The following is a 22,507-nucleotide window of genomic DNA, read 5'->3' as shown; positions in this document are numbered from 1 at the left end:
GATGGAATTCACGAATGCTCCTCGAGGGATCGATCGGTATCGATATGGCGGTCGTCGGGAAATGCGGTGGCGGCGAGGAACGCCTCGGTGTCCTGCGGGGTGAATACGGCCATGACGGCGGCGATCACCGCGCCGACAACCAGGAAGCCGAAGGCGGCCTGAAATGAGAGGAGATCGGCGAGCACACCCATGGCGGCAGGCGACACAATGCCCGCGAGCTGCCCGCCGAACCCGATGATCGAACTGCCCACCCCGACGTACGCGGGCGGCAGACTGCGCATCGGCACCGCATAGATGGGCATATAGGCCAGCGAGGCGGAGAACACGGCAATGGTCGAGCACACCGCGAAACCCACGAACGACGTGGTCTGGGACAGCACCAGCAGCGCGATCGCGGCTACAGCCATGGCGGGCACGATCATCAGTCGGTGGTTGCCGGCCAATCGATCCGAGAGGCGGCCGCCGACAATGGTCGCCAGCGCCGCGCCCAGCGCCGGGATCGCCATCAGCGGCCCGACCGTGGTGAGCGGCAGGCCGCGCTCCTCGCTCAGATACGTGGGCGCCCAGGTGCTGAGCCCCCAGCCGATCACGTTGTAGCCGAACATGATCGCCGCGAATCGCCATAGCACACCCGACCGCAGCACCGCGCGCACCGGCACCCGGGACTCCGATATCCGCTCGCTGTGCGAGGGCTCGGGCAACCAGCGTCGCACCGCCAGCGAGACCAGCAGGCCCACCGCCGCGGCGGACCAGAAGATGGACCGCCAGCCGAAGGCCACGATCAGGATCGGGGCCAATACCGGAGTCAAGACCGCCGCAATGGAATTCGAGCTCATGATGATGCCGTTGGCACTCATCCGCTGACGCAGGGTGGTGCGCTCCACCAGTACCTTGATCGACGCCGCGGGGAACGCGCCCTCGGCCAGACCGAAGGCGAATCGCAGGGCCAGCAGCGCGGCGAACGACCACGCGAAACCGGTGAGCGCGGTGAACAGCGACCAGGCCAGCAGCGCCCACAGCATGACCCGCGCCCCGCCGAACCGGTCGGCGATCATGCCACCGGGAATCTGGCACAGCGCGTACGCGAGGAAGAACGCGGAGACGACCAGACCCTGCTGGCCCCGGCTGAGATCGAATTCCACACCTATGGCGGGTAGGGCCAGACTGATCACGAAGCGATCGACGTAGTCGACCAGCCATGCCGAGAACAACAGCACGACCGTGGTTCGAACGATCCGGTCGGCGGACAGCGCGGACGCCGCGCGCGATGTCGGTACCGGCATCGCACTCCTTTCGGGGAACCCTTGCGCTCGGTGTCGGGCGCGAGGTGCCCATACGATGGGCGGCATGAACGAAGGTGTCCGATATTCGCCGGAAAGCGGCACAGATCACTCAATGCCGCCGGGTTTCGGCATCTCCGAACAGGATCTGGCGGTGATCGACGCATTGCAGGTCGCACCGCGCGCACCCTGGTCCCGCATCGGGCAGGCGCTGGATATCGATGCCACGACCGCGGCCCGGCGCTGGGAACGATTGCGTGCGGACGGTTCGGCCTGGCTCACCGCGTATGTCTCGGCGCGGGTGGCCACGGTCGGGTTCGTCGAGGTGCGCTGCCGGCCCAAGTTCATCGATCAGGTCAGCGCCGCGGCCGCCGCGCTGCCCTGGGTGTTCAGCGTCGACGAGACCGCGGGCGATTTCGATCTGATGCTCTCGGTCGGGGCGGCCGACCTGTCCACGCTCGGACGCTGGGTGCGCGACGGGATCGGCGGGCTGCGCGGAATCCGTTCCACCCGAATGCGATTGGGCATCACCCTGTACGGCGAGGGCAGCGATTGGCGGGTTCGCGCCATTGAACCCGCCCAGCGCGCCGAACTGTCCGAACCGCGGGTTCCGAGCCGCACCGCCTACGGCACACACGGTCTCAGCCAGTTGTCACTCGAGGATCAGACATTGGTGACCGCACTGCACGGCGATGCGCGCATGGGCTACACCGCGCTCGGTGAGGCCGCCGGTATCAGCGAGCACACCGCCCGGCGGCGCCTGCACCGCATGCTCCGTGACGGTGTGGTGTTGCTGCGCTGCGATTTCGCCTATCCGCAGGCCGGACTCCCGACCATGGTCATCTATCGGATATCGGTGCCGCAGGCACAGTTGGTGACGACCGCGGCCGAGTTGGCGCGCATGGAGCAGGTGCGCATGTGCGCGTCGGTCAGCGGGCAGCACAATCTGCAGGTGCAGGTACTGCTGCACGGGCTGGGCGGGGTCGATCCGTTCGAAGCGGTTCTCGCCGAACGGTTTCCGGACCTCGAGGTCAAGGATCGCGCGGTGGTGCTGCACACGCCCAAACGCATGGGCTGGCTCCTGGATCAGCACGGCCGCGCGGTCGGACGGGTGCCGCTGGGGCCGTATCAGCCCTGATGGTCCCGGTCAATGTGGATCACCACACCGGGCGGCGATCACCGCGGCGGGTCGCCTGCTCGAACGTGTATCCCGCACGCAATACCGATATTTCGCGGCGGTATGGGCCGACGAGTTGCACGCCGATCGGCAGGCCGCCGGTGCTGAATCCGGCGGGCACGCTCAACGCCGGGCATCCGGTGGCGCTGACGTAATACGCCGAACGCATCCAATCCAGATAGTCGTGCATGGGCTGAGCGGCGATCGTCTCAGGGTATTCCCACTCCACCGGAAATGGCGGCAGCTGACTGGTCGGCAGCAGCAGAATGTCGTAGCGCTGGAAGAACTCTCGCATGCGATGGAATATCTCGGCGTGCAGGAATTCGGCCCGGCCCAGATCCGCGCCGGAGAGACCGCGACCGAACTCGATATTGGCGGCCAGCGTCGGCTTGATCCGGTCCGGCTGTTCGGCCAGCGCCGCGCTCAGCGAGGTCGCCATCTGCCAGCCGCGCAGCACCCGGAAGACCTCATCGGCCCCACTGAAATCGGGACAGTCCCGCGCGACAACGCAACCGAGGTCTGCGAACACCTGGGCGGCGGACTGCACGGTGGCGCGCACCTCGGCCTCGACCGGGAGCGCACCGCCGAAATCGGGCGACCACGCCACCTTCAGGCCCCGTGGATCGGCAGCGAGTGATCCCGCGAACACCGCTGGATCCTCGGCAATCGAGATCGGGCACCGCGGATCCGGTCCCGCCATCACCGACAGGAGCAGGGCCACATCGCTCACCGTGCGCGCCATCGGCCCCTGCACCACCTGGGTGCCCCATGCAATCATATTGGGCCACAATGGAACTCGTCCCGGCGACGGTCGCAGACCGACCACATTGCAGAACGAGGCGGGGTTACGGATCGATCCGCCCATATCACTGCCGTCGGCGATGGGGGTCAACCCCGCGGCCAGCGCGGCCCCCGCACCGCCACTGCTGCCACCGGCGGAACGCGTGCGGTCATACGGATTGCGCGTCGCACCGAACAGCGGATTGAAAGTATGTGAGCCCGCACCGAATTCGGGCACATTCGTCTTCCCGAGTGTGATGGCCCCAGCCGCACGCATCCGCTCGATACCGATGTCGTCGTGCACCGGCACATACTCGGCGAGAATCGGTGATCCATGAGTGGTGCGAATCCCGGCGGTATTGTGAGTGTCCTTGTGCGCCACTGGAAGACCGTGCAGCGGTCCCACCGGCTCGCCGTGCGCCAACCGCTCGTCGGCCGCGGCGGCCTCGGACAGCGCCCGCTCCCCTACCAGCGTCACAATGGCATTGATCTGCGGATCGAGCTGCTCGATCCGCTCCAGATGCGCCGTCACCACCTCCCGGGCCGACAGCTCACGAGCCCGCAGGCGGCGCGCGAGCTCCACCGCCGGCGCGTCACAGATTTCCGGGTGCACAGGATCGGTCACGGATCTCCCATCGCAGCGGTGCGGCACCACGGGCGATACCGCACACGCCAGAACACTGGCCGAACCGGCAGTCGCGGGCGCTCAACCGCCCGATACTCGAGCCCGATGCCACACTGACGCCGAAATCCCTCGAGCTGAACCGATCCGGTGCCCGCTGCCGTCCCGATTCATTCCCCGCTAACCTGCACTGTCACGTCTCCGCACGGAAGAAGAAGCATGCCTGTTGTCACATTGAATGGAATCGGCCTCAGCTATGAGGTTTCCGGTTCCGGTCCGCTGGTCGTGCTCGTCATGGGTACCGGTAGTCCCGGGCGGGTCTGGCGGACCTATCAGGTGCCCGCGTTGGTGCAGGCGGGCTTCCGGGTCGCCACCCCGGACAATCGTGGCATCGCGCCCTCGGACGAGAGCGCCGCCGGTATCCGTATGGAGGACATGGTCGGCGATATCGCCGCCCTCATCGAACATCTGGGCGGCGGACCCGCGCATATCGTGGGCACCTCGATGGGTTCGCGCGTGGTGGCCGAACTCGCGCTGGCAAGGCCGGATCTGATCGGCAGCGCGGTCATGATGGCGGCGACCGGGCGGCCGGATCCGGTGGCGCAGTTGCTCAATCGCGGCGAGCAGGCGCTGATCGACAAGGGCATACAACTGCCGCCGGAGTATGCCGCCGCGATCAAGGCCATGCTGAACCTGTCCGAGCGCACCCTCACCGATGCGAGCAAGGCACAGGAATGGCTCGACATCTTCGAATACACCGCGTCGGTGAGTAGCCCGTCGGCCGGGCTGCGAGCGCAACTGGGCATGGATCGCTCCCGCGACCGACTCCAGGACTACCGCCGAATCCGCGTGCCGAGCCTGGTCATCGGATTCGCCGACGACAAGATGGTGCCCACCAAGTTCGGCCGTGAAGTCGCGGCCGCGATTCCCGGCGCTCGATACACCGAGATCGCGCACTGCGGTCACTACGGATACCTGGAACGACCCGACGAGGTCAACCGCACCGTCATCGATTTCCTCACCGCCGCAACCATTTCTGGATAGACCACGGTTGGTGAAGTCCGACCCACCGGCAACCGGCCGGAGCGCGAGCGGTGGTCACTCGTGGTCCGGCCGACCGGCTGTCGAACTGGATGCTCGTTCAGCGTGTCAGCGGCAGGTCATTTCGCCGACCCGCTCGCCGAACCCGAACTCGAACCCGAGCCCAGCGCACCCTTGGGCAGTCGCAGGTTCGCGTCGGGGACACCGGTGCCATTGGGATCGAGGATGCCGTCCTGGTTGGCGTACCGGCTTTCGCCGGGCGCCGCCTGCAGGGTGGTGACGTACTTCCACAGGCCGTCGGCCATGGCGGCCCCGCCGATCAGCAGCGTGCCGAGCAGGCCGCCGCCACCGGCGAACGCACCGATGGCGGCGGGTGCGGTCGCCAGGCAGGCGGGGCCGACCACCAGGCAGGAACCGAGGCCGATGACCGCACCCACGAGCGCACCGACAACCGCGCCGACGAGACCGCCGACCAGAGGTCCGGTGCTCATATTGGTGGCGAGATCATTGAGTGCGAGTTGGTCCTCCATCGGGGACGCCACGGGGCGAATCCCGTTGTCGGGGGTCAGGATCAGGGTGCGGCCATCGCCGGTGATGCTGTGCTGAATCGTTCGGCGCTGCCCGTCGAGCAGGAAGGCCAGCGGTAGCTCGAGCAGCTGTTGCCCGTCGGCGGCGTGCACCGCCACCGCCTGCCCGCCGGGTTCGAGCGCGAAGGTCGCGTGGTCGAGGGTGGTGACGACGGAATCGGCCACCACCGCGGCGCGGTATTGCACCACACCGGCGGGCTCGGCGTTGGCGCCCGCCGCGGTGACCGTAACGACGCATGCGCAGATAGCGGCGGCGAAAGCCGTTCTAGGACTGTTCATTACGACAGTTCTCCGGTCTAGTTCGCCGGGGCGGCGGGAGCGGGGATCCCGGGCTTACCGGCCAGGTTCGGGGCATATTTGCTCTGACCCGGGGCCGACTGCAAGGTCGTCACGTACTGGTAGAGCGCGTAGGCGGTGGTCGGCCCGCCACCCAGGACCAGCCCGGCGAGACCACCGACACCACCGACCAGCGTGACGATCGGCAGCACCGCGACCACACAACCGAGGCTGAGCACTACGCAGGAGGCCCCGGCCATGGCGAGCCCGACGCCGATACCGAGCGTCGCGCCGATGGCGGTGCCGATCAGGCTGCCGATGGAGGTGCCGATGCTGACCGCGTTGATGAGGTCGTTCATGGCCAACTGATCTTCCAGCGGAGAGGCCACCGGCCGCAGGACCGTGCGATCGACGGCCTCGGCCCGGGGCGTCAGCCGCAGAGTGTGCCCATCCTCGGAGATCTGCTGATCGATCGGCATGCGCTGGCCGTCGACCACGAAGGCTAGGGGTAGCGAATCCAGCACCTGGCCGGCGGCATCGCGAATCGCGACCGCGGCCGAGTCGGCAACCGGGGCGAAGGTGCCGTTGTCGAGGGTGGTGATCACCGTCCCCTCGGTGAGCGTGGCGTGGTAGCCGACGGGCGGTGGTGCGGTGTCCGGGGCGGCCCCGGCGGTGGTGGCGCTGACGATGACACCCGTGGCGGCAATGGCCGCGGTCAGGGTGGCTCGACGAATGTTCATGTACTTCCTCATCTTCGCGATGCGCCGGGACCGGCGATGTGTCCGACGCCACGGAACATACCGTGTGATCGGTCAGCCAGCTCGAAAATGCGTGAAACTCGCGCGATGAAGGAGGGTTTTCGCAGTTCAGGCGGTGACCCTCAGTCCAGCACGGCCACCAATCGACGCAACTCGACCACGAATCGCTCGAACGATCCGACCATGTCGACCTCGGGGTCGAGCAGCCACTGATTCTCCAGCCCCTCCGCCATGGCGATGAGCCACTCGGTGATGCCACGGCTGTCGACGTCGGCGCGCACCGTTCCGGCGTCGATACTGCGACCCAGCGCATCGCCGATCAGCGTTTGCAGAAACCGGAATCGGCCCGCCACCCAGTCGTACGCGGGGTGGTCCGGGCCCGACGCCTCGGCCGCGACCAAATGCGCCAGCCGGACCAGGTCGGGGCTGTTCACATTGTTTCGCACCACGCGGACCAGGAAGTCGAGTAGCGCGTCGAAGTCCATCTCGGTGAAGTCCTCGAGACTGGTACCCGTTGCCACCAGGTCCTGAATATCGCGCGCACCGAGCACCGCTTGCAACAGAGCCGCCTTGGTGCCGAAGTGATGCAGGAGGCCCGATTGCGAAATACCCGCTTCGGCGGCGATGCGCGCCAGCGATCCGCCCCGATATCCGTGCTGCCCGAAGTGCTGCAGGGCAATGCCGATGATCTTGGTACGGGCCTGTTCGCCCGAGCGCTGCGCGGATTCGGTGGTCGCCATGAGGTGGAGCTTAGGACAAAGAACCGCACTACGAGCTGGCTGACCGATCGGTCTGTCAGCTATGGTCTTGGCCAGACTGCCCGGATCGATCCGGGACCTGCGAGCACGAGGAGAACTGATGCGCCGACGGACCGCCCTGGCAGCGGCTGCCGCGGGACTCGCCCTGATGGCCATGCCACCGGCCACCGCGTCACCGGACCCAGCACTCGCCCGGCGAGTCACCCCCCTGCCCGCCGACTTCCTGTGGGGCGTCTCGTCATCCGGCTTCCAGAACGAAGGCGACTCCCGCGACAGCAACTGGACGCGATTGGGAGCCACCGGTCAGCTCACGGACCAGGTCGGCACCTCGGTCGATTTCCTGCACCGGTACCCGGAGGACATCGCGAACGCGAAGGCGCTCGGTGCGAAGGTATTCCGCATCAGCGTCGAATGGGCTCGCCTGGAACCCCAACCGGGACAGTACGATCCGACTGCCTGGCAGTTCTACGACCAGGCGCTCACCGCCATTCACGCCGCGGGTATGCGGCCGATGATCACCCTCGATCACTGGGTGTACCCCGGCTGGGCCTTCGACCGCGGCGGCTGGAACAACACGGACATGTCCGGGGCCTGGATTGCCAACGCGCGCAAAGTGGTTGACCGCTACTCCGGGCTCAACCCGCTCTGGATCACCTTCAATGAACCCTCGGCCTACGCGTTCCAGGAAGTCCGCACCGGCGGGGTAAGCGCGGAGAACATTCCCGCCGCGCTCGATCAGTGGGTGCGGTTGCATCGGGATATCTACGACTACATCCACGCCGTACAACCCGGCGCGCAGGTGTCCTCCAATATCGCGTACTTCCCCGTCGCGGAAGCAGCCGTGGACACCACGTTCTTCGATCGCGTGGTCGACAAGCTCGACTTCATCGGCCTGGATTACTACTACTCGATGTCGCCGACCGACCTGAGCTACAGCAACACCTTCTCCGAACCCTGGAAGTCCAGCATCGCCGCCGACGGGATCTACTACGCACTTCGCCACTACGCCAAGGCGTTTCCGGGAATGCCGCTCTACGTCGTGGAGAACGGGATGCCCACCGAGAACGGCGCGCTCCGGCCCGACGGCTACGACCGCGCGGACCATCTCCGAGACATCGTCTACTGGGTGCAACGCGCGGTGACCGACGGCGCGAACGTGATCGGCTACAACTACTGGAGCATCACCGACAACTACGAATGGGGAACCTACACATCGCGATTCGGCCTCTACACCGTCGATGTGAAGAATGACCCGGCGCTCACCCGCAGGCCGACGACCGCCGTCGACGCGTACCGCACCCTCATCGCCGAGGGCGGGGTTCCCGGGGACTACCGCCCGTCTCGGCCGTCCACCACCTGCTCGGTGGTGGACGGACTCGACAGCTGCCTCGATCCGGCCGGATAGCCGAAAGACCTACAGCCCGTTGTTCTTCGCCACTTCGCCGAGCCATGCCAGGCTCGGCTTCGGGGTGCGCGCGAAGGTGGTTCGGTCCACCGCGATGAGACCGAAGGTCGGGGCCCAGTGACCCCATTCGAAATTGTCCAGGGCGCTCCAGTGCAGGTAGCCGCGCACGTCGACCCCGTTGTCCACCGCCGCCTCGAGATGCGTCAAAGCCGCAGCGGTGTAATCGATTCGGCGTGCGTCATCGCTCGTCGCGATGCCGTTCTCGGTTACCAGCAGGGGTAGCCCGCCGCTGGTGTCCCATGCCCGCCGCAGTGCGATGCCCAGCGCGTCGGGGCGGTAGGCCCAGCCGGTGAGCGTGTTGTCCGGATGCGGCGGGTGCGGAATCGGACCGTCCGCGCCGACGGGCTGGCTGGTGTAGGACTGGACGCCGAGGAAGTCATCACCCCGCGCGCCTTCGGTATATCGGTCCTCCCAGGTGTAGTTGGCGCGGGCGAAAGCGTCCGCATTGCCGGGCGTGGCCTCGAATGCCTGCTGCGCCACCGTCCATCCGACTTTGGCCGAGGTCTCCGCACGCAGAATCCGCACGGCCCGACGATGCGCGAGCACCAGCAGATCACCGATTTCATCGTCCGGGACCAGGCGGCCCTGTGCGATACCGGCCGCCGCTCCCCCCGGTTCGGCCACCAACTGGAAGTAGCGGTGGCCCAAGGCAGCGATATTGGGTTCGTTGATGGTGCAGACCCAGCCGACATCGCCCAGGATCGAACTGACCCGCTCGATATAGCGGGCAAACCAGTCGATCGCCTGCGGATGCCGCCAGCCACCGGCTCGACTGAACCAGCGCGGCGACGTGAAGTGATGAAGCGTCACAACGGGTTCGAGCCGGAACAGCCGCGCGGTGTCGATCATCCGCCGGTAATGTGCGAGCGCCGACACCGAAAAGTGCCCCTGCTCCGGCTCGATGCGCGCCCATTCGATGCCGAAGCGATAGGCATTGAGACCGGCGTCGGCGAGCAACTCCATATCCTCGATGTACCGGTGGTAGCTGTCGGTCGCGTCGCCGCTGCGTTCGGGAACGAGACCCCGCTGCTCGTAGCCCCACCAGTCGGCATTGGTGTTGTTACCTTCGGTCTGATGCGCGGAAGTGGCCGCGCCCCAAAGAAAGTCATCTCTCAATGGCATGGGAATCCTCTTCGTAGGATGACGTGCTACCGCACGGCGGTGACGCGATAGATCGAGACGGCACCGGCCAGACAGGCCACGGCACCGAGCAGATACCAGGCCGAGTAGCCGCCCAGGGCGGTCGCGTTACCCACCGCGATGACCGCGGGCGCGATCACCGGCCCGATCGATTGCGGGAGACTCCCGGCCAGGGCCAGCAGGCCCAGATCCTTCGCGGTGTCGTCCGGATTCGGCAGCACCTGCGTGGACAGCGCCTGGTCCACCGCTGTGAACGCGCCCAGACCCATTCCGATCACGCCCTGGGCGAGGAGGACCGCGCCGAGTGTGGGCGCGAAGGCCAACAGCGCCAAGCCCATTGCCATGATCAGTCCCGATACCGCGACGAAGGGTCGCCGCCGCGCGATCCGATCGGACAGGAATCCACCGATGGGCGCGGACAGCGACAGGCTCACGACGGTAGCCACATTTACCAGCAGCACCGTGCGGGTGACCTCGCGCTCAGCGAGTGCGAACTTCTCGGCCAGGAAGAACGGGAAGAACGTGCCGATTCCGGCGTAACCGAACATCACCAGGAATCGGGATGCCATCACCCAGGAAAAGCTGGCGTGCTTACGCGGATCGAACCCGAATGAGCGCGAGAACTGTTGCCAACCATAAGGTTCCAGGACGCCTTCGAAGGGCCGATCATCCAGCCGTAACAGCAACGGAAACACCAGCACCAGCGCGATCAACCCCGGCACCAGAAAGCGTGGCACATCTCCGGAGAGCACCGTGATGAGCACGCTCCCAGCCAGGATGCTCAGCGGAGTGGTGACTCCGGCGAGACCGGATATGCGGCCCAGCCGATCCCGGGGAACCTGATCGGCGACCGCCGCCTGCACCGCGGTCATCGCCGCATTGAGTCCCGCCTGCGCGAGACACCAACTGATAAGTACCAGTGGCACATTCGGTGCGAGCCCGACGCAGCCGAGCCCGATCACCCCGGTGATCGTGCCGCCGAGAATCCACGGCCTGCGACGGCCGAACCTCGAACGCGTGCGATCGGACAGGCGGCCCGAGACCGGGTGCACGATCATGCCGACCACCGCACCAACGCCCGCGACCAGACCCAGTGCGGCCGTCGCGCGCTGTGAAGAGTCGGTGATGTGCTCCAGCTTGAAGGCCATCGAGACCATGACCGGGGTCAGGACCGCGAGGTAGAGACCGAAGTAGGAGAGCAACAGTCCGGAGAGGAAGCCGCGCGGCAACTCCGGCGGGAGCTCGCCCTCCGATGCGGTGGCACGGTGGCCGGACGCGTCGCTACGCACGGTCGGCGAGGGCATTGTCGGCCAGCCGCCACATCTCCTCGACCTGCGCCCGGAACATGTCGTACCCGTGCTCGGGCAGCGCGAAAACCATTGGTGCGTCCCGCATTACAGCGTCCACGGCCAGGCGCGCGACTTCCTCCGGTGCGATCGCCATCGGGATGATGCCGGTGCCGAAGGGTTCGGAGGCCTTGCGGCCGAACGCCTCCGGGCGGTTGCGCTGCGAATCCATGATGCGAGTCGCGGCCTGCCCGGGGCACAGCACGGTGACACCGATCTCGTCGGCCGCCAGTTCGGACCGCAACCCGAGGGTCATGCCCAGGATCGCGTGCTTGGTCGCGGAGTAGAGCGAAGTGTGGCCGGGGTCGGCGAGGAAGGCGTGCGTCGAGGCCGTGTTCATCACGTGCCGCCAGCCGGTGCGCACGCGCATATCAGGCAGGAAGGCGTGCAGGCAATTGAGCATGCCCTCGACATTCACCGCCGAGAGCCACCGCCAGTCGCCGATCGAGGAGTCCGCGATATCGCCGAACAGCAGTACACCGGCGTTGTTGCACAGCAATTCCACCGAGCCGAATTCCTGGTAGGCGGCGTGTTTGAGAGCCTGCACCGACTCCGGATCGGTCACATCCACCCGCACCCCCAACGCGCGCACACCATCGAGGATTAGTTTGTCCGCGACGAATCTCGCCCCTTCACCATCGATATCGGCTACCACAACCGACATCCCACGAGCTCCGAGTTCGGCCGCCAGCGCAGCCCCGATACCGCCTGCGGCACCGGTGACGACGGCCGTCCGGCCCTGAATTGTCTTGTCCACCTCGGACATTCGTGTCCTTCCTGAAGCCCGCCGGCGTCGGCGAGCTCACTAACCAAGCAGTCAGTCTGTTAGACCGGACGCGAGCATACCGTGTACACGGTCGGTGTGCTCACGGCTGGCACTCACTCCCGGCGAATCGGTCTATGTCGATGACCTCCGCCATGACCCGATAACCCTCCGGGTTCGGATGAAGATTGTCGGCACCGGCGTACCGCTTGTTCAGCACGCTGGGATTTCCGGGGTCGCGGAGCGCGGCATCGAAATCTATGACGCTGTCCGCGAGCCTCTGGGCTCGGATCCAGGCATTGATTCTCACCCTGACCGGATCGGCGGGAGGAATGCTGAGGTACCCCTGCAGCAACGCATTCGACGCCGGAAGAACTGTTCCGAGGTGGACGGCGAGGCCGGCCCGATGGAATAGAGCGATCATCGTGGTGTACGCGGCGATCATTTCTTCATAGCCCACGCCGATCGGAGTACCGAGGTCATTGATCCCGATCAGGACGATGACATCGCTGACCCCGGATTGTGCGATCACATCCGCGTGCAGACGTGACAGGCCCGACGGTCCGAAGCGCGGCATGATCGGAATCGCGTCCCGGGTGAGTCTGTCACCGCCGATTCCGGCGTTGGTCACCACCAGCTTGCGGTCAGCCGCGTCCAGTCGGCGCTGTAGAAAATCCGGGTATCGAACATTCTGGTCGAGTACCCCATCCACCCGCGGGTTTCCGAGGAAGTCGGCGCCGACGAATCCTTCGGTGATCGAATCGCCGAAGGCCACAACGGTTGCCGTATCGGGCGCGGCCAGTACATCGATCTGCGAAAGGAAGGGCACGCGGGTCGTGGCATCGACGAACGCGTCGCCCACCACATCCAAGGCATGGTCGCCCGAACTGCCACCCGTGTGGTAACTCGTCGCGTTCCCGTTATCGTGACCGGGAACCGTGGCGGGCGCGGAGTCCAGATCGATGCTGACCGCCAGTGGCGCGAAATTCGCGAACGCGATGGACACCGGATCACTGACGACGTCGACGCCCGGCGCGACCGTAATCGATTCAAGGCCACCGAACAAAACGGTGTTCACCGAATCCGGCTGGACCGCAGCGCCGATCGCCTGCCTTGCCACGGTCACGCGGGTGAACCTCACCGGCTCCTTGCCGAATCGATTGGTGAGATGAACGCGCACACTATCGCCACCCAGGTGCGGCGTGGCGATCACGCGAAACGTCTGAGCCCGCCCGGGTGTGACACCGAGGTCGGTGGCCGGGCGCGCGTCACTCGGACTCGCGGACCAATTGCTCACCCAATGGAGACTGTCGCAGCCGTCCGGCCGGGCGTTCGCCGGCTGTGGCGCGATCAGCAATGTCGCGACTGCCGCGACCACCATCGCGGGTACGGCTCCGCGCCCGGTAGACCTGATCATTTCGGCCCTCTCGTTGCTTTCGACCGAATGGGTTGCCACCCATCGCGAGCCGAAGACTAACCGACCGACCACTCCGTCAGCTAGTCTGTGCCGATCATGCCGCCGGCCGGTTTCCGGCGGCTACGGAAAGGCAGAAAATGTTCTCGCGTCTTGCGGCGACGACCGCACTCCTGGCCCTCGGGGCGGCGGTAGCCGTCCCCGCGTACGCGCAGGAGGAGCCCACCCTCGCCAGTGTGGTTGTGCCGGATCAGGATCCGTTCTATGTGGCACCACCCGACATCGACTCGTACGCCAACGGCGCGATCGTCGCCAGTCGCGAAGTCGGTATCGTGACCACCACCCCGGCCCGCGCCTGGCAATTGGCGTACCGCACCAACGACTCTCACGACATGCCGGAACTCACGGTCACCACCGTGCTCGTCCCCATCGCACCGTGGACCGGGGAGGGAAATCGCCCGGCGGTGTCGATTCAGTCGGCCGAGGATTCCACCGGGACACGATGTGCCCCTTCGTACACGAGCCGAATGGGCATATTCCAGGACAAGAAGCGGGTCGAGGCCATGCTCGCGAAGAACTGGGCCGTGGTGACACCCGACTTCGAGGGTCCGAAATCGGCATTTCTGACCGGCCCACAGTCCGGGCACGCGGTACTCGACGGGATCCGCGCGGCCGGCCACTTCGCACCAGCGGGCATAGGCACGGACGCCCGCTGGGGGCTGGACGGATTCTCCGGCGGCGCAGCGGCCTCCGGGTGGGCCGCGCAATTGCAGCCGACCTACGCGCCCGAACTCGACTTCATCGGCGCGGCACTCGGCGGTCTCCCGGCGGATCTGTCGGCAGTCATGGCGAATGTCGATGGCACGATGTGGTCCGGTTTCATTTTCGGCGCGTTGATCTCGTACACCCGCGAGTTCCCTGAAGCCGGTATCGACCAGATGCTCAATGCCACCGGCCGTGGGGATCTGGCCCGCGCTGCGGACATGTGTGTGGTGGATCTGTTGCTGGCGTTTCCCTTTCGACGTGTGACGTCCGTGACCACTGCGCCCGATCCACTGCGTGACCCTCGTTTGGCCGATGCGCTGCACCGAAATTCGCTCGGTGGAACCGCGCCGACCATGCCGATCTTCAACTATCAGGCCGACACCGACGACGTGGTCCCCGTCGGTCAGGCCGACGCGTTGGTGCGGAGCTGGCGGGCGGCGGGCGCGAGCATCGAGACGACCCGTAAGCCGCAGGGCACCCATGTGAGCGAGGCCGGGGGCGGGCAGATTCCAGCCCTGGAGTTCCTCGAAACCCGGTTCATGGTCGACGGCCCACCCCCGGTCAATATCGACCGGGATCGGCAGCTGGGCTCGGTGCGCTGAAACACGGGCACACCGTGCACTCGGTCGGCAAGCTTGGAGACCCCTCCACCGGCGGCTAGGCTGCCGACAACGACGTAATCGACGATCAGGAGAACACATCCGATGGCGCGGACCCGCGACGCCGAGCTGACAGGGCCGGTCCGCCGCGCCGAGATCATCAGTGCGGCAATCTCCCTGTTCGCCGCACATGGGTATCGCGGAACGTCCCTGGCCGCCGTCGCCCAGGCGGCCGGGATATCGCAGTCCGGACTGCTGCACCATTTCCGCAGCAAAGAAGTCCTGCTGACCGAGGTACTCGCCGAACTGGACCGGCAGACCCTCGAATCCGCCGAGATCGACCATGAATACGAAGGCCCGGCCGTGGCGCGCGCGTTCGATATCGTCGATGCGATCGTCGCCCGCAATCAGCGCAATCGCGAACTCACCAAACTCGCGCACGTCAGCATCTTCAATTTCGACAGCGTGCCCGACGCGGCGCGCGAGTGGGCGCGCACGCGAACGCGGATCTTTCGTACCAACCTCACCCGTCTGATCGAACAGGGCGTCAGCGCGGGCGAGGTGCGTACCGATATCGACGCCGCCGCACTGGCTTCGGTCATTATCGCGGCGATCTCGGGCCTCGAGGAGCAGTGGCTCCAGGACGAATCCTTCGATATGGTCGCCGCGATGCACGCCCTGACCACCGTACTGCGCCGCGACCTGCTCATCATCGGCGAATAGCGCTCTCGCGGAGCACCTTTCAGACCGAGGCCGGAGCTGTTGCCGCGGTGATGATCTCCTGGATCGCAGCGACATCGCATTCGACTCCGGTGCGGCCCAGGCGATCGAGCGGAATGCTCTGCAGCATCCGGTAGCGACCGGGATTGGTTTCCGGATTGTCCAGCAGCAACCCGACCAAACCGCCGGCGGCCTGAGACAGCACAGCGCGCAGCGGCGGTCCGTAGTCGGGGTCGGCGAGCCAGGCTCCGGCCGGTGAACCGGGGGTGAGCCGTCGGGGCAGTTTGTCACCGTCGAGCCGGATCGTCTGTGCCAGGCGGACATCGGCGCTGGACGCGCAAACCTGGACGATGAACTCGCCCGCCTCGACATGCCAATCACCTTTGACCGGGTGCCAGTACGCGAAGGCGCGACGATCGAGTTCGATGCTCAGGCGGCGCGATTCACCGGGGGCGAGGTGAGCGCGAGCGAATCCCTTCAACTCATGGATCGGCCGGGCGAGTTCCGATTCGGGATCGGCGATGTAGACCTGGGCGATCTCGTCGGCCGCGATATCACCGGTATTGGTAATGGTGAATTGCGCTGTGGCGCTGTCGCCTTCAACGGCCACCTCGAGATCGGAGTACGCGAATGTGGTGTAGGTCAGGCCGTGCCCGAACGGAAACGCGACCGGTAGCCCACGTGTTTCGTACCAGCGATAGCCGATGAAGATACCCTCGCGATAGTCGACCGTGAACCCGTCACCGGGAAAAGCCGTGTGCGCGGGGGTATGTCGTAGATCCGCCGGAAAGGTCTCGGCCAGTTTGCCGGTCGGTGAGTACGCGCCCGAGAGCAGGTCGGCGATCGCCGCACCCCCGGCTTGCCCGCCGAGCCAGGCGAACAGGATCGCATCGGCGTGGTCGGCGAACGGCAGGGTGACCGCCGAACCCGCCTGGACCACGACGGTCAATCGACCGTTCCGGCGGCGTAGCAGCTCCAGCAGATCCAGCTGATCGGCGGGCAGATCGATGACCGTGCGGTCGAAGCCCTCCGATTCGGCGTCTTCGGGCAGCCCGGCGAAGACGATCACTTCGGCGGCCTCGGCGGCGGCGGCCGCGGTGACCAGGTCATAGCGCGGGAAGTAGTCGATTCGCCGGTCGGGCAACGCCGTTCGCAACGCGTCGAGGGCGTTGTCCAGGCGCGTCGGGACCACACGCGAACTACCCGCCCCCTGATAGCGCGGAGTCTCGGCGAACGGACCGACCACCACAATGGGAGCGCCGGTCGCCGCCAGTGGCAGCGCACCTTCATTGCGGAGCAGCACCGCGGACCGTCGCGCGGCCTCGCGGGCCAGTTCGTGGTGGGCGTCGGCATCGACAACCGCAGGGCCTTCGGACGCGCGCGCCCGATCGATGAGCGTCAGCACCCGCGAGGCGGCGAGATCGAGAGCGGCGCGGTCGAGCTCACCCGACTCCAACGCGGCCAGCACCCGCGCGGGTCCGTCCGGGCTGGTGGGCATTTCGAGGTCGAGCCCGGCACCGATACCGGCCGCGCGGTCATTGACGGCCAGCCAATCGGACACCACCAGACCCTCGAAACCCCACTCCTCGCGCAGTACTTCGGTGAGCAGCCATCGATGTTCGGAGGTGTAGGTGCCGTTGAGACGGTTGTAGGAGCACATCACGGTCCACGGTTGCGCCTTGCGGACAATGGTTTCGAACGCGGGGAGATAGATCTCGCGCAACGTCCTTTCGTCGACCTCGGCCGAGACCGTCAGCCGATGGTCCTCCTGGTTATTGGCCGCAAAATGCTTCAGCGACGCGCCGATCCCATTGTCTTGCAAGCCGTTCACTATGGCCGCGCCGAGTTCGCCTGCGAGATGAGGGTCTTCGGAGAAGTACTCGAAGTTGCGCCCGCACAGCGGGGATCGCTTCATGTTCACCCCCGGTCCGAGCAGCACGCCGACACCGGCGGCCCGCGCCTCGACCGCGAGCGCGGCCCCGATCCGTGCGAGCAGCTCCGGATCGAAACTGCTCGCCAATCCGGATGCGGGGGGAAAGCAGGTCGCGGGAAGTGAATCGGCCATACCGAGATGGTCGGCTTCACCTCCCTGTCTGCGCAGCCCGTGCGGGCCGTCGGCGACGCTGATGCCCTCGACTCCCAGTCGTGGCACTCCATTGAGGTCCCAGAAACTCGCTCCCGTACAGAGCGCGGCCTTTTCGGCATCGGTCAATTGGCTGATGAGCGGGTGTAGTGGCATGACTGTTCCTTCGGTAGTTGAGTGCGAATCGCCGATCAGGGGGCCGATGTCAAAGCGGCTCGCACCCTGGCGGATTCGCGCAGGAAGGGCCGGTACATGGCGGACATGTACAGGCCGTTGACAATGGTGAGCAGTACGACCAGGTAGAGGAAGGCTCCCTGCAGCCCGATCCGGTCGCCCACATAGCCGATGATCAGGGTGAGCACGGCCCAGCCCGCGGATTCGGCCCCGATCATCAGCGCAAAGGCCCCGCTGCGTAGTTCGGGCCGGGTGACCGACATCAGCACCGGCCGGTTGCAGCCCGGGATGAAACCCTGCAGGAGTCCCAATATCGCGAACCAGATCGCGTAAATCCAAATGGACGGCCAGGCGACCTGTGTGCACAGTGCGGCGACGAAACCCCAGCCGAGTGTCGATGCCTGCCAGACCGCCAGCCGGCCGACCCCGGGGAAACGCTGTTGCACGCGGTCCACCACGAACCCGCCGACGACGGTGCCCAGCACGTACGACACCATCGCGAAGGGCAGAATCATCGTGGCCGACGCATTGCTGAAACCACGCTCGTCGACCAGGAACACCACCCCGAAGCTGGTCAACGCGAGCTGGGATGCCATCAGCCGCTGGCCGATGATCAGCTGCAACGTCTTGCTCCCCAGCAGTTCTCGAATCTGCGACCACCGGAGACCGTTCGAGTCGGTGGAGGTTCGCGCACCATCGGCCGCGCCGACGCGGGGATCTTCGAAGTACCGCCAGACCAGCAGGCCGAATACAACGGTGAGCCCGCCCGAAGCGAAGAAGCCATACCGCCAGCCGTCCGGAATCCTGGACAGCTGGCCCAACAGCGGTCCGATGACCGCCGACAGGACGGCGAACCCCCCGTACAGCAGCCCCGCCGCGCGGCCTCGGCTGCTGTCGTCGAACAGGTCCGCGAGAATACCGTTGATCAGCGGACCACCCGCGGCGAAACCCAACGCGGCAATTCCATACAGCACCAGCAACTGGGCGAAGTTCTGCGACAATCCCGCCGCGGCGGTCCACACACCCCAGAGCCCGCAGCACACCACCAGCACGCGCTTGCGCCCGATCCGCGCGGCCACCAGCACCCACACCGGCCCGAAAATCATCTGGATGATCTTGTGGACGGCCACCATCAGACCCAACGCCGACAACGGCAGCCCCAGTGCGACACGCACCACCGGGAACAGCGTCGAGGCCACCGCGCCCTCGCTGTTGTCCATACTGATCAGCCCGCTCAGCAGTGCGAGCTGCCGCCATCGATTGGCAACCGGTTGCGGTGCGGCGGACGTCGCGATATCCGGGGCCGTGACCATCGCAGGACTGATCGGCTTGGAGGACATCGGCTCCGGCGGCGATGTGGACTGGGACATGGTGGCGACTTCCTTGTCGGAGATATCGGGGGCGCAGGGGATCCGCCCAACACCGTCGAGCGTGGGCTGAGTGGTTCGATTCGTTTGTCTACGAAGGGATTCGGCTACCGTTGGGTCGGTGTGGCCTCGGACAGCACCTGCATCCAGCGGTTGCGCAGGGCCTCGACGCGGGGGCGATCGGGGGCATGCCAGGAGACCGGGATCGTGAGGGTGCGGAGCCGCTCTTCGAGGTCTGCGGCCAGGTGGGCGCGGCCGGTGTCACGCAGGTGCTGGGCGTACCGGACCGGGTCGTTGTAGTAGGTGGGGCCGGTCTGCAGGGTCGTCTGCATCGGATCCGGAAGCGCGCCAGGGTGTCCGGCGTAGGTGTTCCACCAGTGGGCGAGGCGGGCGCGCATCGCGTCGGCGAGTTCGGGTTCCGCGGCGAGCAGGTCGCGGGTCAGGTAGGGGTCGGCGGTGACATCGAAGAGCTGCTCCCATTCGGCGCGGAAGCAGCCCGGATGATAGGTGCGGATGTAGAGGTGGTCTCGGGTGCGAACCGCACGCTGGTAGGTGTGTGCGCCATGGCCCAGGACGAGGTACTCGCGCGAGTCGATAGTGTTGCCGCGCAAGGCTTCCGAGAAGGACTCCCCCTGCCAGCCCGCCGGTATGCGCAGGCCGAGCAGATCACACAGGGTGGGCGCGAGGTCGATGTTGTAGAGCAGGGCGTCATTGCGGCGCTGTTCGGCGCTCAGGTCATCGGTGAGGCCCGGCCAATAGACGACCAGCGGTAGTCGATGGGTCGGTTCGTTGGCCAGGCCGTGTTCGGCGTAGGAACCGTTCTCCCCGAAGGATTCGCCGTGATCGGCGCTGACGATGACAGCGGTGTCGTCGGCGATGCCGAGCTCCTGCAGTACCGCCATGAGTTGGCCGAAGTGGTTGTCCCAGTAGGCGATCGAGCCATCGAACCCGTTGATCAGGTGTTCGAAGTCCGCGCGGGAGGTGATGGCGTCGGGCATATTGTGCGGGACCGGAGAACCGCCGTCCCCGCCCAGGGAGTAGTTCAGGTCCAGCGCACTGCGGGGGCCGTAGATTTCCGCGTGCGCCGCAATGGTTTCCGCGTCCGGCCAGGCTTGCACCGGCCCGGAGTCGGCCATCTTCTCAGTCCATTCGACCGGCTGGGTGTAATTGGTGTGCGGCTCCCAGTAGGTCAGATGCAGATACCAGTTGTCTTCGTCGGCATGGCGGCGAATCCAGTCGATCGCCGCGCGATTGACGTCGGCGGCGTCCTCGTCGCCCCAATTGCTCGTCGCGCGAATGGATTCGCGGAAATTGGCATGAAAGTAATAGGCGCGGTGGCGTTCGGCGAAAACCGACACCTGTGCGGTGTAATAGCCGCCGAACTGGAGCGCCTGCCCCAGCATGGGGCGATCGGGTTCGGGGGCGTGCCCGGCGTCCAGGCGGAACTGGGCCGCCTGACCGAAATGGCCGATGACACCGTTGGTAATTCCGAACTGCCCGCTGGTCAGCGCCGTCCGCGAGGGCATACAGGGTGAGTCCGAGCAGTAGTAGCGGTCGAACACCACCGACTTGTCCGCCAGGCGTTGCAGATTCGGCGTTGTCGGACGGTGATAGCCGTACGGGGTGGTGTGATCGGCGCGAAGGGTGTCGACGTCGACATAGATAATGCGCATGACAAATCTCCCGGGGGTGCGGTGTAGTTGATGTGGAGCGCCCGCGGGTCGGGGGCGGTTCAAAGGGTGGTGCGCGCTTCGAGCCGCTGCGGTACAGCGCGGCGGATCAGTACGCGCGGCCCCTTTCCAGGCGTGCGAGGGTCAGCTGTAGCCAGGCGATGTAGGCGGCTGTCGAGGCGTAACCGTGCTCATGGCCCATGATGTGAATTTGACGCGCCCACTCCGGATCGAGATCCGGAATCTGCGGTTCGTACTCGGTCGGACTCGGCGCCTCGGCGGTGAGATTGTCGTGCTTCAGCCGGTATTCGAGTTCGGTGCGGACGATATCGATCGCGATCTCGCGGTCCAATTGCCCGGCGAAGTAGAAGCGCAGCTTGAAATCCGGATCCATCGGCCGGGGTGACGGCTCGAAGGGTGAGCGCGCCCATTCCAGCAGTGTGGTGCGCCCGGCCTCGGTCAGCGAGTAGACCTTCGCATCGGGACGGCCCTCGCGCGGGTCGACCTCGAACTCGACCAGTCCACGGTCCACGAGCACGCTGAGTCGCCGGTAGATCTGCGGCAGCTGGACGCCGTAGCCGATATAGCGGCCCGAGCCCTCCATCCAGCGGCGCAGGTCGTAGCCGGAGTAGCGGCCCAGCGCGAGCGCGCCGAGGATCACATAATCGAGCTGCATTGGTCTCCTATGTTCCTAGGAACTTAGTACGAGAATCGCATCGGCGGTTCTGCGTGTCAAGGGTCAGGACGGTTCGGCAGCCGAAACCGCACACCGGAAGCCGGTGTGTGCGCTCGAACTGTCGGGGGTATTGGCCGAGCGGGCCGACACCCGATAGCGGAAACAGTACGAGTCGTGGCACATATGCGAACCGCCGCGGATCAGCTTGGCCTCCCCCGCGGGCGGGCCCGCGGGGTTGATCGTCAGGTCCGCGCCGTGACCGGTCCCCCACCAGTCCGCGCACCACTCCCACACATTGCCGGTCATGTTGTAGAGCCCGAATCCGTTGGGCGCGAAGGCATCCACCGGAGCGGTGCCCCGATAGCCGTCGGCGGCGGTGTTCCGCGTCGGAAAACTGCCACGCCAGATATTGCACCGGTACTCACCGCCCGGGTCGAGCTCATCGCCCCACGGATAACGGGCCCCTGCCAGGCCGCCGCGCGCCGCGTACTCCCACTCCGCCTCCGTCGGAAGCCTTTTGCCAGCCCATGCGCAGTAGGCGACGGCATCGTTCCAGGACACGTGCACGACCGGATGATCCGCACGCCCGTCCAGCCCGCTACCCGGCCCCTCGGGGTGATCCCAGACCGCCCCCTCGACCGCGCACCACCATGGGGTGCGTTCGGGCCGCTGCGAGCGGCGGCGGATATCGGCGGGCAGGAAACCCGCGAAAACGTATGACCAGCCCAGACGCTCGGCTTCGGTGCGGTATCCGGTTGCCGCGACGAAGGCCGCGAACCGTTCGTTGTCGACCGCGCGGGCATCGAGGTGGAACGGGTCCAGCCGAACCGGGCGCACCGGCCCCTCACCATCGGATCGATACCCGTCATCGTGTGCGTTGCCCATCAGGAATTCGCCCCCGGGCAGGGTGACCATGCCATCGAGACCGGCGACCACGGCGCCGGCCGTCAGCGCCGCGACAGGGGGCAGCATGCCGGCTACCGGCGTGTCGGCTGCCGCCCGCCGGGGCGCGCAGCAGCTCGGCGACTGCACTGGGTCCACTGTTA

General features: G+C 66.3%; 20 protein-coding genes. 6 read left to right on the top strand and 14 right to left on the bottom strand.

All coding sequences use genetic code 11. The features are described from left to right. Positions 1–8 precede the first annotated feature (8 nt). On the bottom strand, positions 9–1,283 hold the full coding sequence (locus AB0L82_RS38250; protein ID WP_364648362.1) for an MFS transporter: 1,275 nt from the start codon (positions 1,281–1,283) through the stop codon (positions 9–11). Positions 1,284–1,347: 64 nt separating this feature from the next. Here AB0L82_RS38250 and AB0L82_RS38245 point away from each other — a divergent pair, with 64 nt between their 5' ends. Further along, positions 1,348–2,418 (top strand): Lrp/AsnC family transcriptional regulator, encoded by a 1,071-nt coding sequence (locus tag AB0L82_RS38245; RefSeq protein ID WP_364648359.1) that lies wholly within the window; start codon positions 1,348–1,350, stop codon positions 2,416–2,418. Positions 2,419–2,437: 19 nt separating this feature from the next. On the opposite strand, the gene AB0L82_RS38240 is transcribed toward AB0L82_RS38245, so the two are convergent. Continuing rightward, complete coding sequence (locus tag AB0L82_RS38240; protein WP_364648356.1) at positions 2,438–3,862, bottom strand: amidase; 1,425 nt, start codon at positions 3,860–3,862, stop codon at positions 2,438–2,440. A gap of 216 nt (positions 3,863–4,078) precedes the next feature. Here AB0L82_RS38240 and AB0L82_RS38235 point away from each other — a divergent pair, with 216 nt between their 5' ends. Next, the gene (locus AB0L82_RS38235) at positions 4,079–4,903 is read left to right on the top strand and encodes an alpha/beta hydrolase (RefSeq protein WP_364648353.1); all 825 of its coding nucleotides are present in this window, start codon (positions 4,079–4,081) and stop codon (positions 4,901–4,903) included. 116 nt (positions 4,904–5,019) lie between these two features. Here the strand turns inward: AB0L82_RS38235 and AB0L82_RS38230 are convergent, their stop codons facing one another. The 3 genes from AB0L82_RS38230 to AB0L82_RS38220 all read right to left on the bottom strand — a co-directional run bounded on the left by AB0L82_RS38230 (position 5,020) and on the right by AB0L82_RS38220 (position 7,261). After that, positions 5,020–5,766, bottom strand: a complete 747-nt coding sequence (locus AB0L82_RS38230) for a hypothetical protein (RefSeq protein WP_364648350.1) — start codon at positions 5,764–5,766, stop codon at positions 5,020–5,022. A gap of 17 nt (positions 5,767–5,783) precedes the next feature. Continuing rightward, the gene (locus tag AB0L82_RS38225) at positions 5,784–6,503 is read right to left on the bottom strand and encodes a hypothetical protein (RefSeq protein ID WP_364648347.1); all 720 of its coding nucleotides are present in this window, start codon (positions 6,501–6,503) and stop codon (positions 5,784–5,786) included. 140 nt (positions 6,504–6,643) lie between these two features. After that, positions 6,644–7,261 (bottom strand): TetR/AcrR family transcriptional regulator, encoded by a 618-nt coding sequence (locus AB0L82_RS38220; RefSeq protein ID WP_364648344.1) that lies wholly within the window; start codon positions 7,259–7,261, stop codon positions 6,644–6,646. A 118-nt stretch (positions 7,262–7,379) separates the two neighbouring features. On the opposite strand from AB0L82_RS38220, the gene AB0L82_RS38215 reads away from it, so the two are divergent. Beyond that, entirely contained in the window at positions 7,380–8,684 is a 1,305-nt protein-coding gene (locus tag AB0L82_RS38215) for a family 1 glycosylhydrolase (RefSeq protein ID WP_364648341.1), read from the top strand. 9 nt (positions 8,685–8,693) lie between these two features. Here AB0L82_RS38215 and AB0L82_RS38210 read toward each other — a convergent pair whose 3' ends face one another. From AB0L82_RS38210 to AB0L82_RS38195, 4 genes are all read right to left on the bottom strand, one after another. Next, positions 8,694–9,866, bottom strand: a complete 1,173-nt coding sequence (locus AB0L82_RS38210) for a family 1 glycosylhydrolase (RefSeq protein ID WP_364648338.1) — start codon at positions 9,864–9,866, stop codon at positions 8,694–8,696. Positions 9,867–9,892: 26 nt separating this feature from the next. Beyond that, positions 9,893–11,173 (bottom strand): MFS transporter, encoded by a 1,281-nt coding sequence (locus AB0L82_RS38205; protein WP_364648335.1) that lies wholly within the window; start codon positions 11,171–11,173, stop codon positions 9,893–9,895. Further along, the gene (locus tag AB0L82_RS38200; protein WP_364648332.1) at positions 11,166–11,996 is read right to left on the bottom strand and encodes an SDR family NAD(P)-dependent oxidoreductase; all 831 of its coding nucleotides are present in this window, start codon (positions 11,994–11,996) and stop codon (positions 11,166–11,168) included. Before AB0L82_RS38200 ends, AB0L82_RS38205 begins: the two co-directional genes overlap by 8 nt. A gap of 100 nt (positions 11,997–12,096) precedes the next feature. After that, a complete protein-coding gene (locus AB0L82_RS38195; RefSeq protein ID WP_364648329.1) occupies positions 12,097–12,768 on the bottom strand; it encodes a GDSL-type esterase/lipase family protein in 672 nt (223 codons plus the stop codon). Positions 12,769–12,931: 163 nt separating this feature from the next. Here AB0L82_RS38195 and AB0L82_RS38190 point away from each other — a divergent pair, with 163 nt between their 5' ends. The 3 genes from AB0L82_RS38190 to AB0L82_RS38180 all read left to right on the top strand — a co-directional run bounded on the left by AB0L82_RS38190 (position 12,932) and on the right by AB0L82_RS38180 (position 15,494). Then, complete coding sequence (locus AB0L82_RS38190) at positions 12,932–13,165, top strand: hypothetical protein (protein ID WP_364648326.1); 234 nt, start codon at positions 12,932–12,934, stop codon at positions 13,163–13,165. Positions 13,166–13,547: 382 nt separating this feature from the next. Beyond that, on the top strand, positions 13,548–14,774 hold the full coding sequence (locus AB0L82_RS38185) for a lipase family protein (protein WP_364648323.1): 1,227 nt from the start codon (positions 13,548–13,550) through the stop codon (positions 14,772–14,774). Between the two features lie 102 nt (positions 14,775–14,876). Then, the gene (locus AB0L82_RS38180; protein ID WP_364648320.1) at positions 14,877–15,494 is read left to right on the top strand and encodes a TetR family transcriptional regulator; all 618 of its coding nucleotides are present in this window, start codon (positions 14,877–14,879) and stop codon (positions 15,492–15,494) included. Positions 15,495–15,513: 19 nt separating this feature from the next. On the opposite strand, the gene AB0L82_RS38175 is transcribed toward AB0L82_RS38180, so the two are convergent. The 5 genes from AB0L82_RS38175 to AB0L82_RS38155 form a co-directional block, all read right to left on the bottom strand. Next, a complete protein-coding gene (locus tag AB0L82_RS38175; protein WP_364648317.1) occupies positions 15,514–17,730 on the bottom strand; it encodes a glycoside hydrolase family 3 C-terminal domain-containing protein in 2,217 nt (738 codons plus the stop codon). A gap of 35 nt (positions 17,731–17,765) precedes the next feature. Next, positions 17,766–19,118 carry an MFS transporter gene (locus AB0L82_RS38170; protein ID WP_364648314.1) on the bottom strand — a complete coding sequence of 451 codons (1,353 nt, stop codon included), beginning with the start codon at positions 19,116–19,118 and terminating at the stop codon, positions 17,766–17,768. 104 nt (positions 19,119–19,222) lie between these two features. After that, complete coding sequence (locus tag AB0L82_RS38165; protein ID WP_364648311.1) at positions 19,223–20,788, bottom strand: sulfatase; 1,566 nt, start codon at positions 20,786–20,788, stop codon at positions 19,223–19,225. Positions 20,789–20,894: 106 nt separating this feature from the next. Then, positions 20,895–21,461, bottom strand: a complete 567-nt coding sequence (locus tag AB0L82_RS38160; protein WP_364648308.1) for a PadR family transcriptional regulator — start codon at positions 21,459–21,461, stop codon at positions 20,895–20,897. Between the two features lie 63 nt (positions 21,462–21,524). Beyond that, positions 21,525–22,433: a formylglycine-generating enzyme family protein gene (locus AB0L82_RS38155; RefSeq protein ID WP_364648305.1), complete on the bottom strand. Its 909-nt coding sequence runs from the start codon at positions 22,431–22,433 to the stop codon at positions 21,525–21,527. Positions 22,434–22,507 lie beyond the last annotated feature (74 nt).

Origin of the sequence: Nocardia sp. NPDC052001, from assembly GCF_040680615.1 — a bacterium.
In the GTDB taxonomy this organism is placed as follows: Bacteria; Actinomycetota; Actinomycetes; order Mycobacteriales; family Mycobacteriaceae; genus Nocardia.
This window is presented reverse-complemented; position numbering and strand designations above follow the sequence as displayed.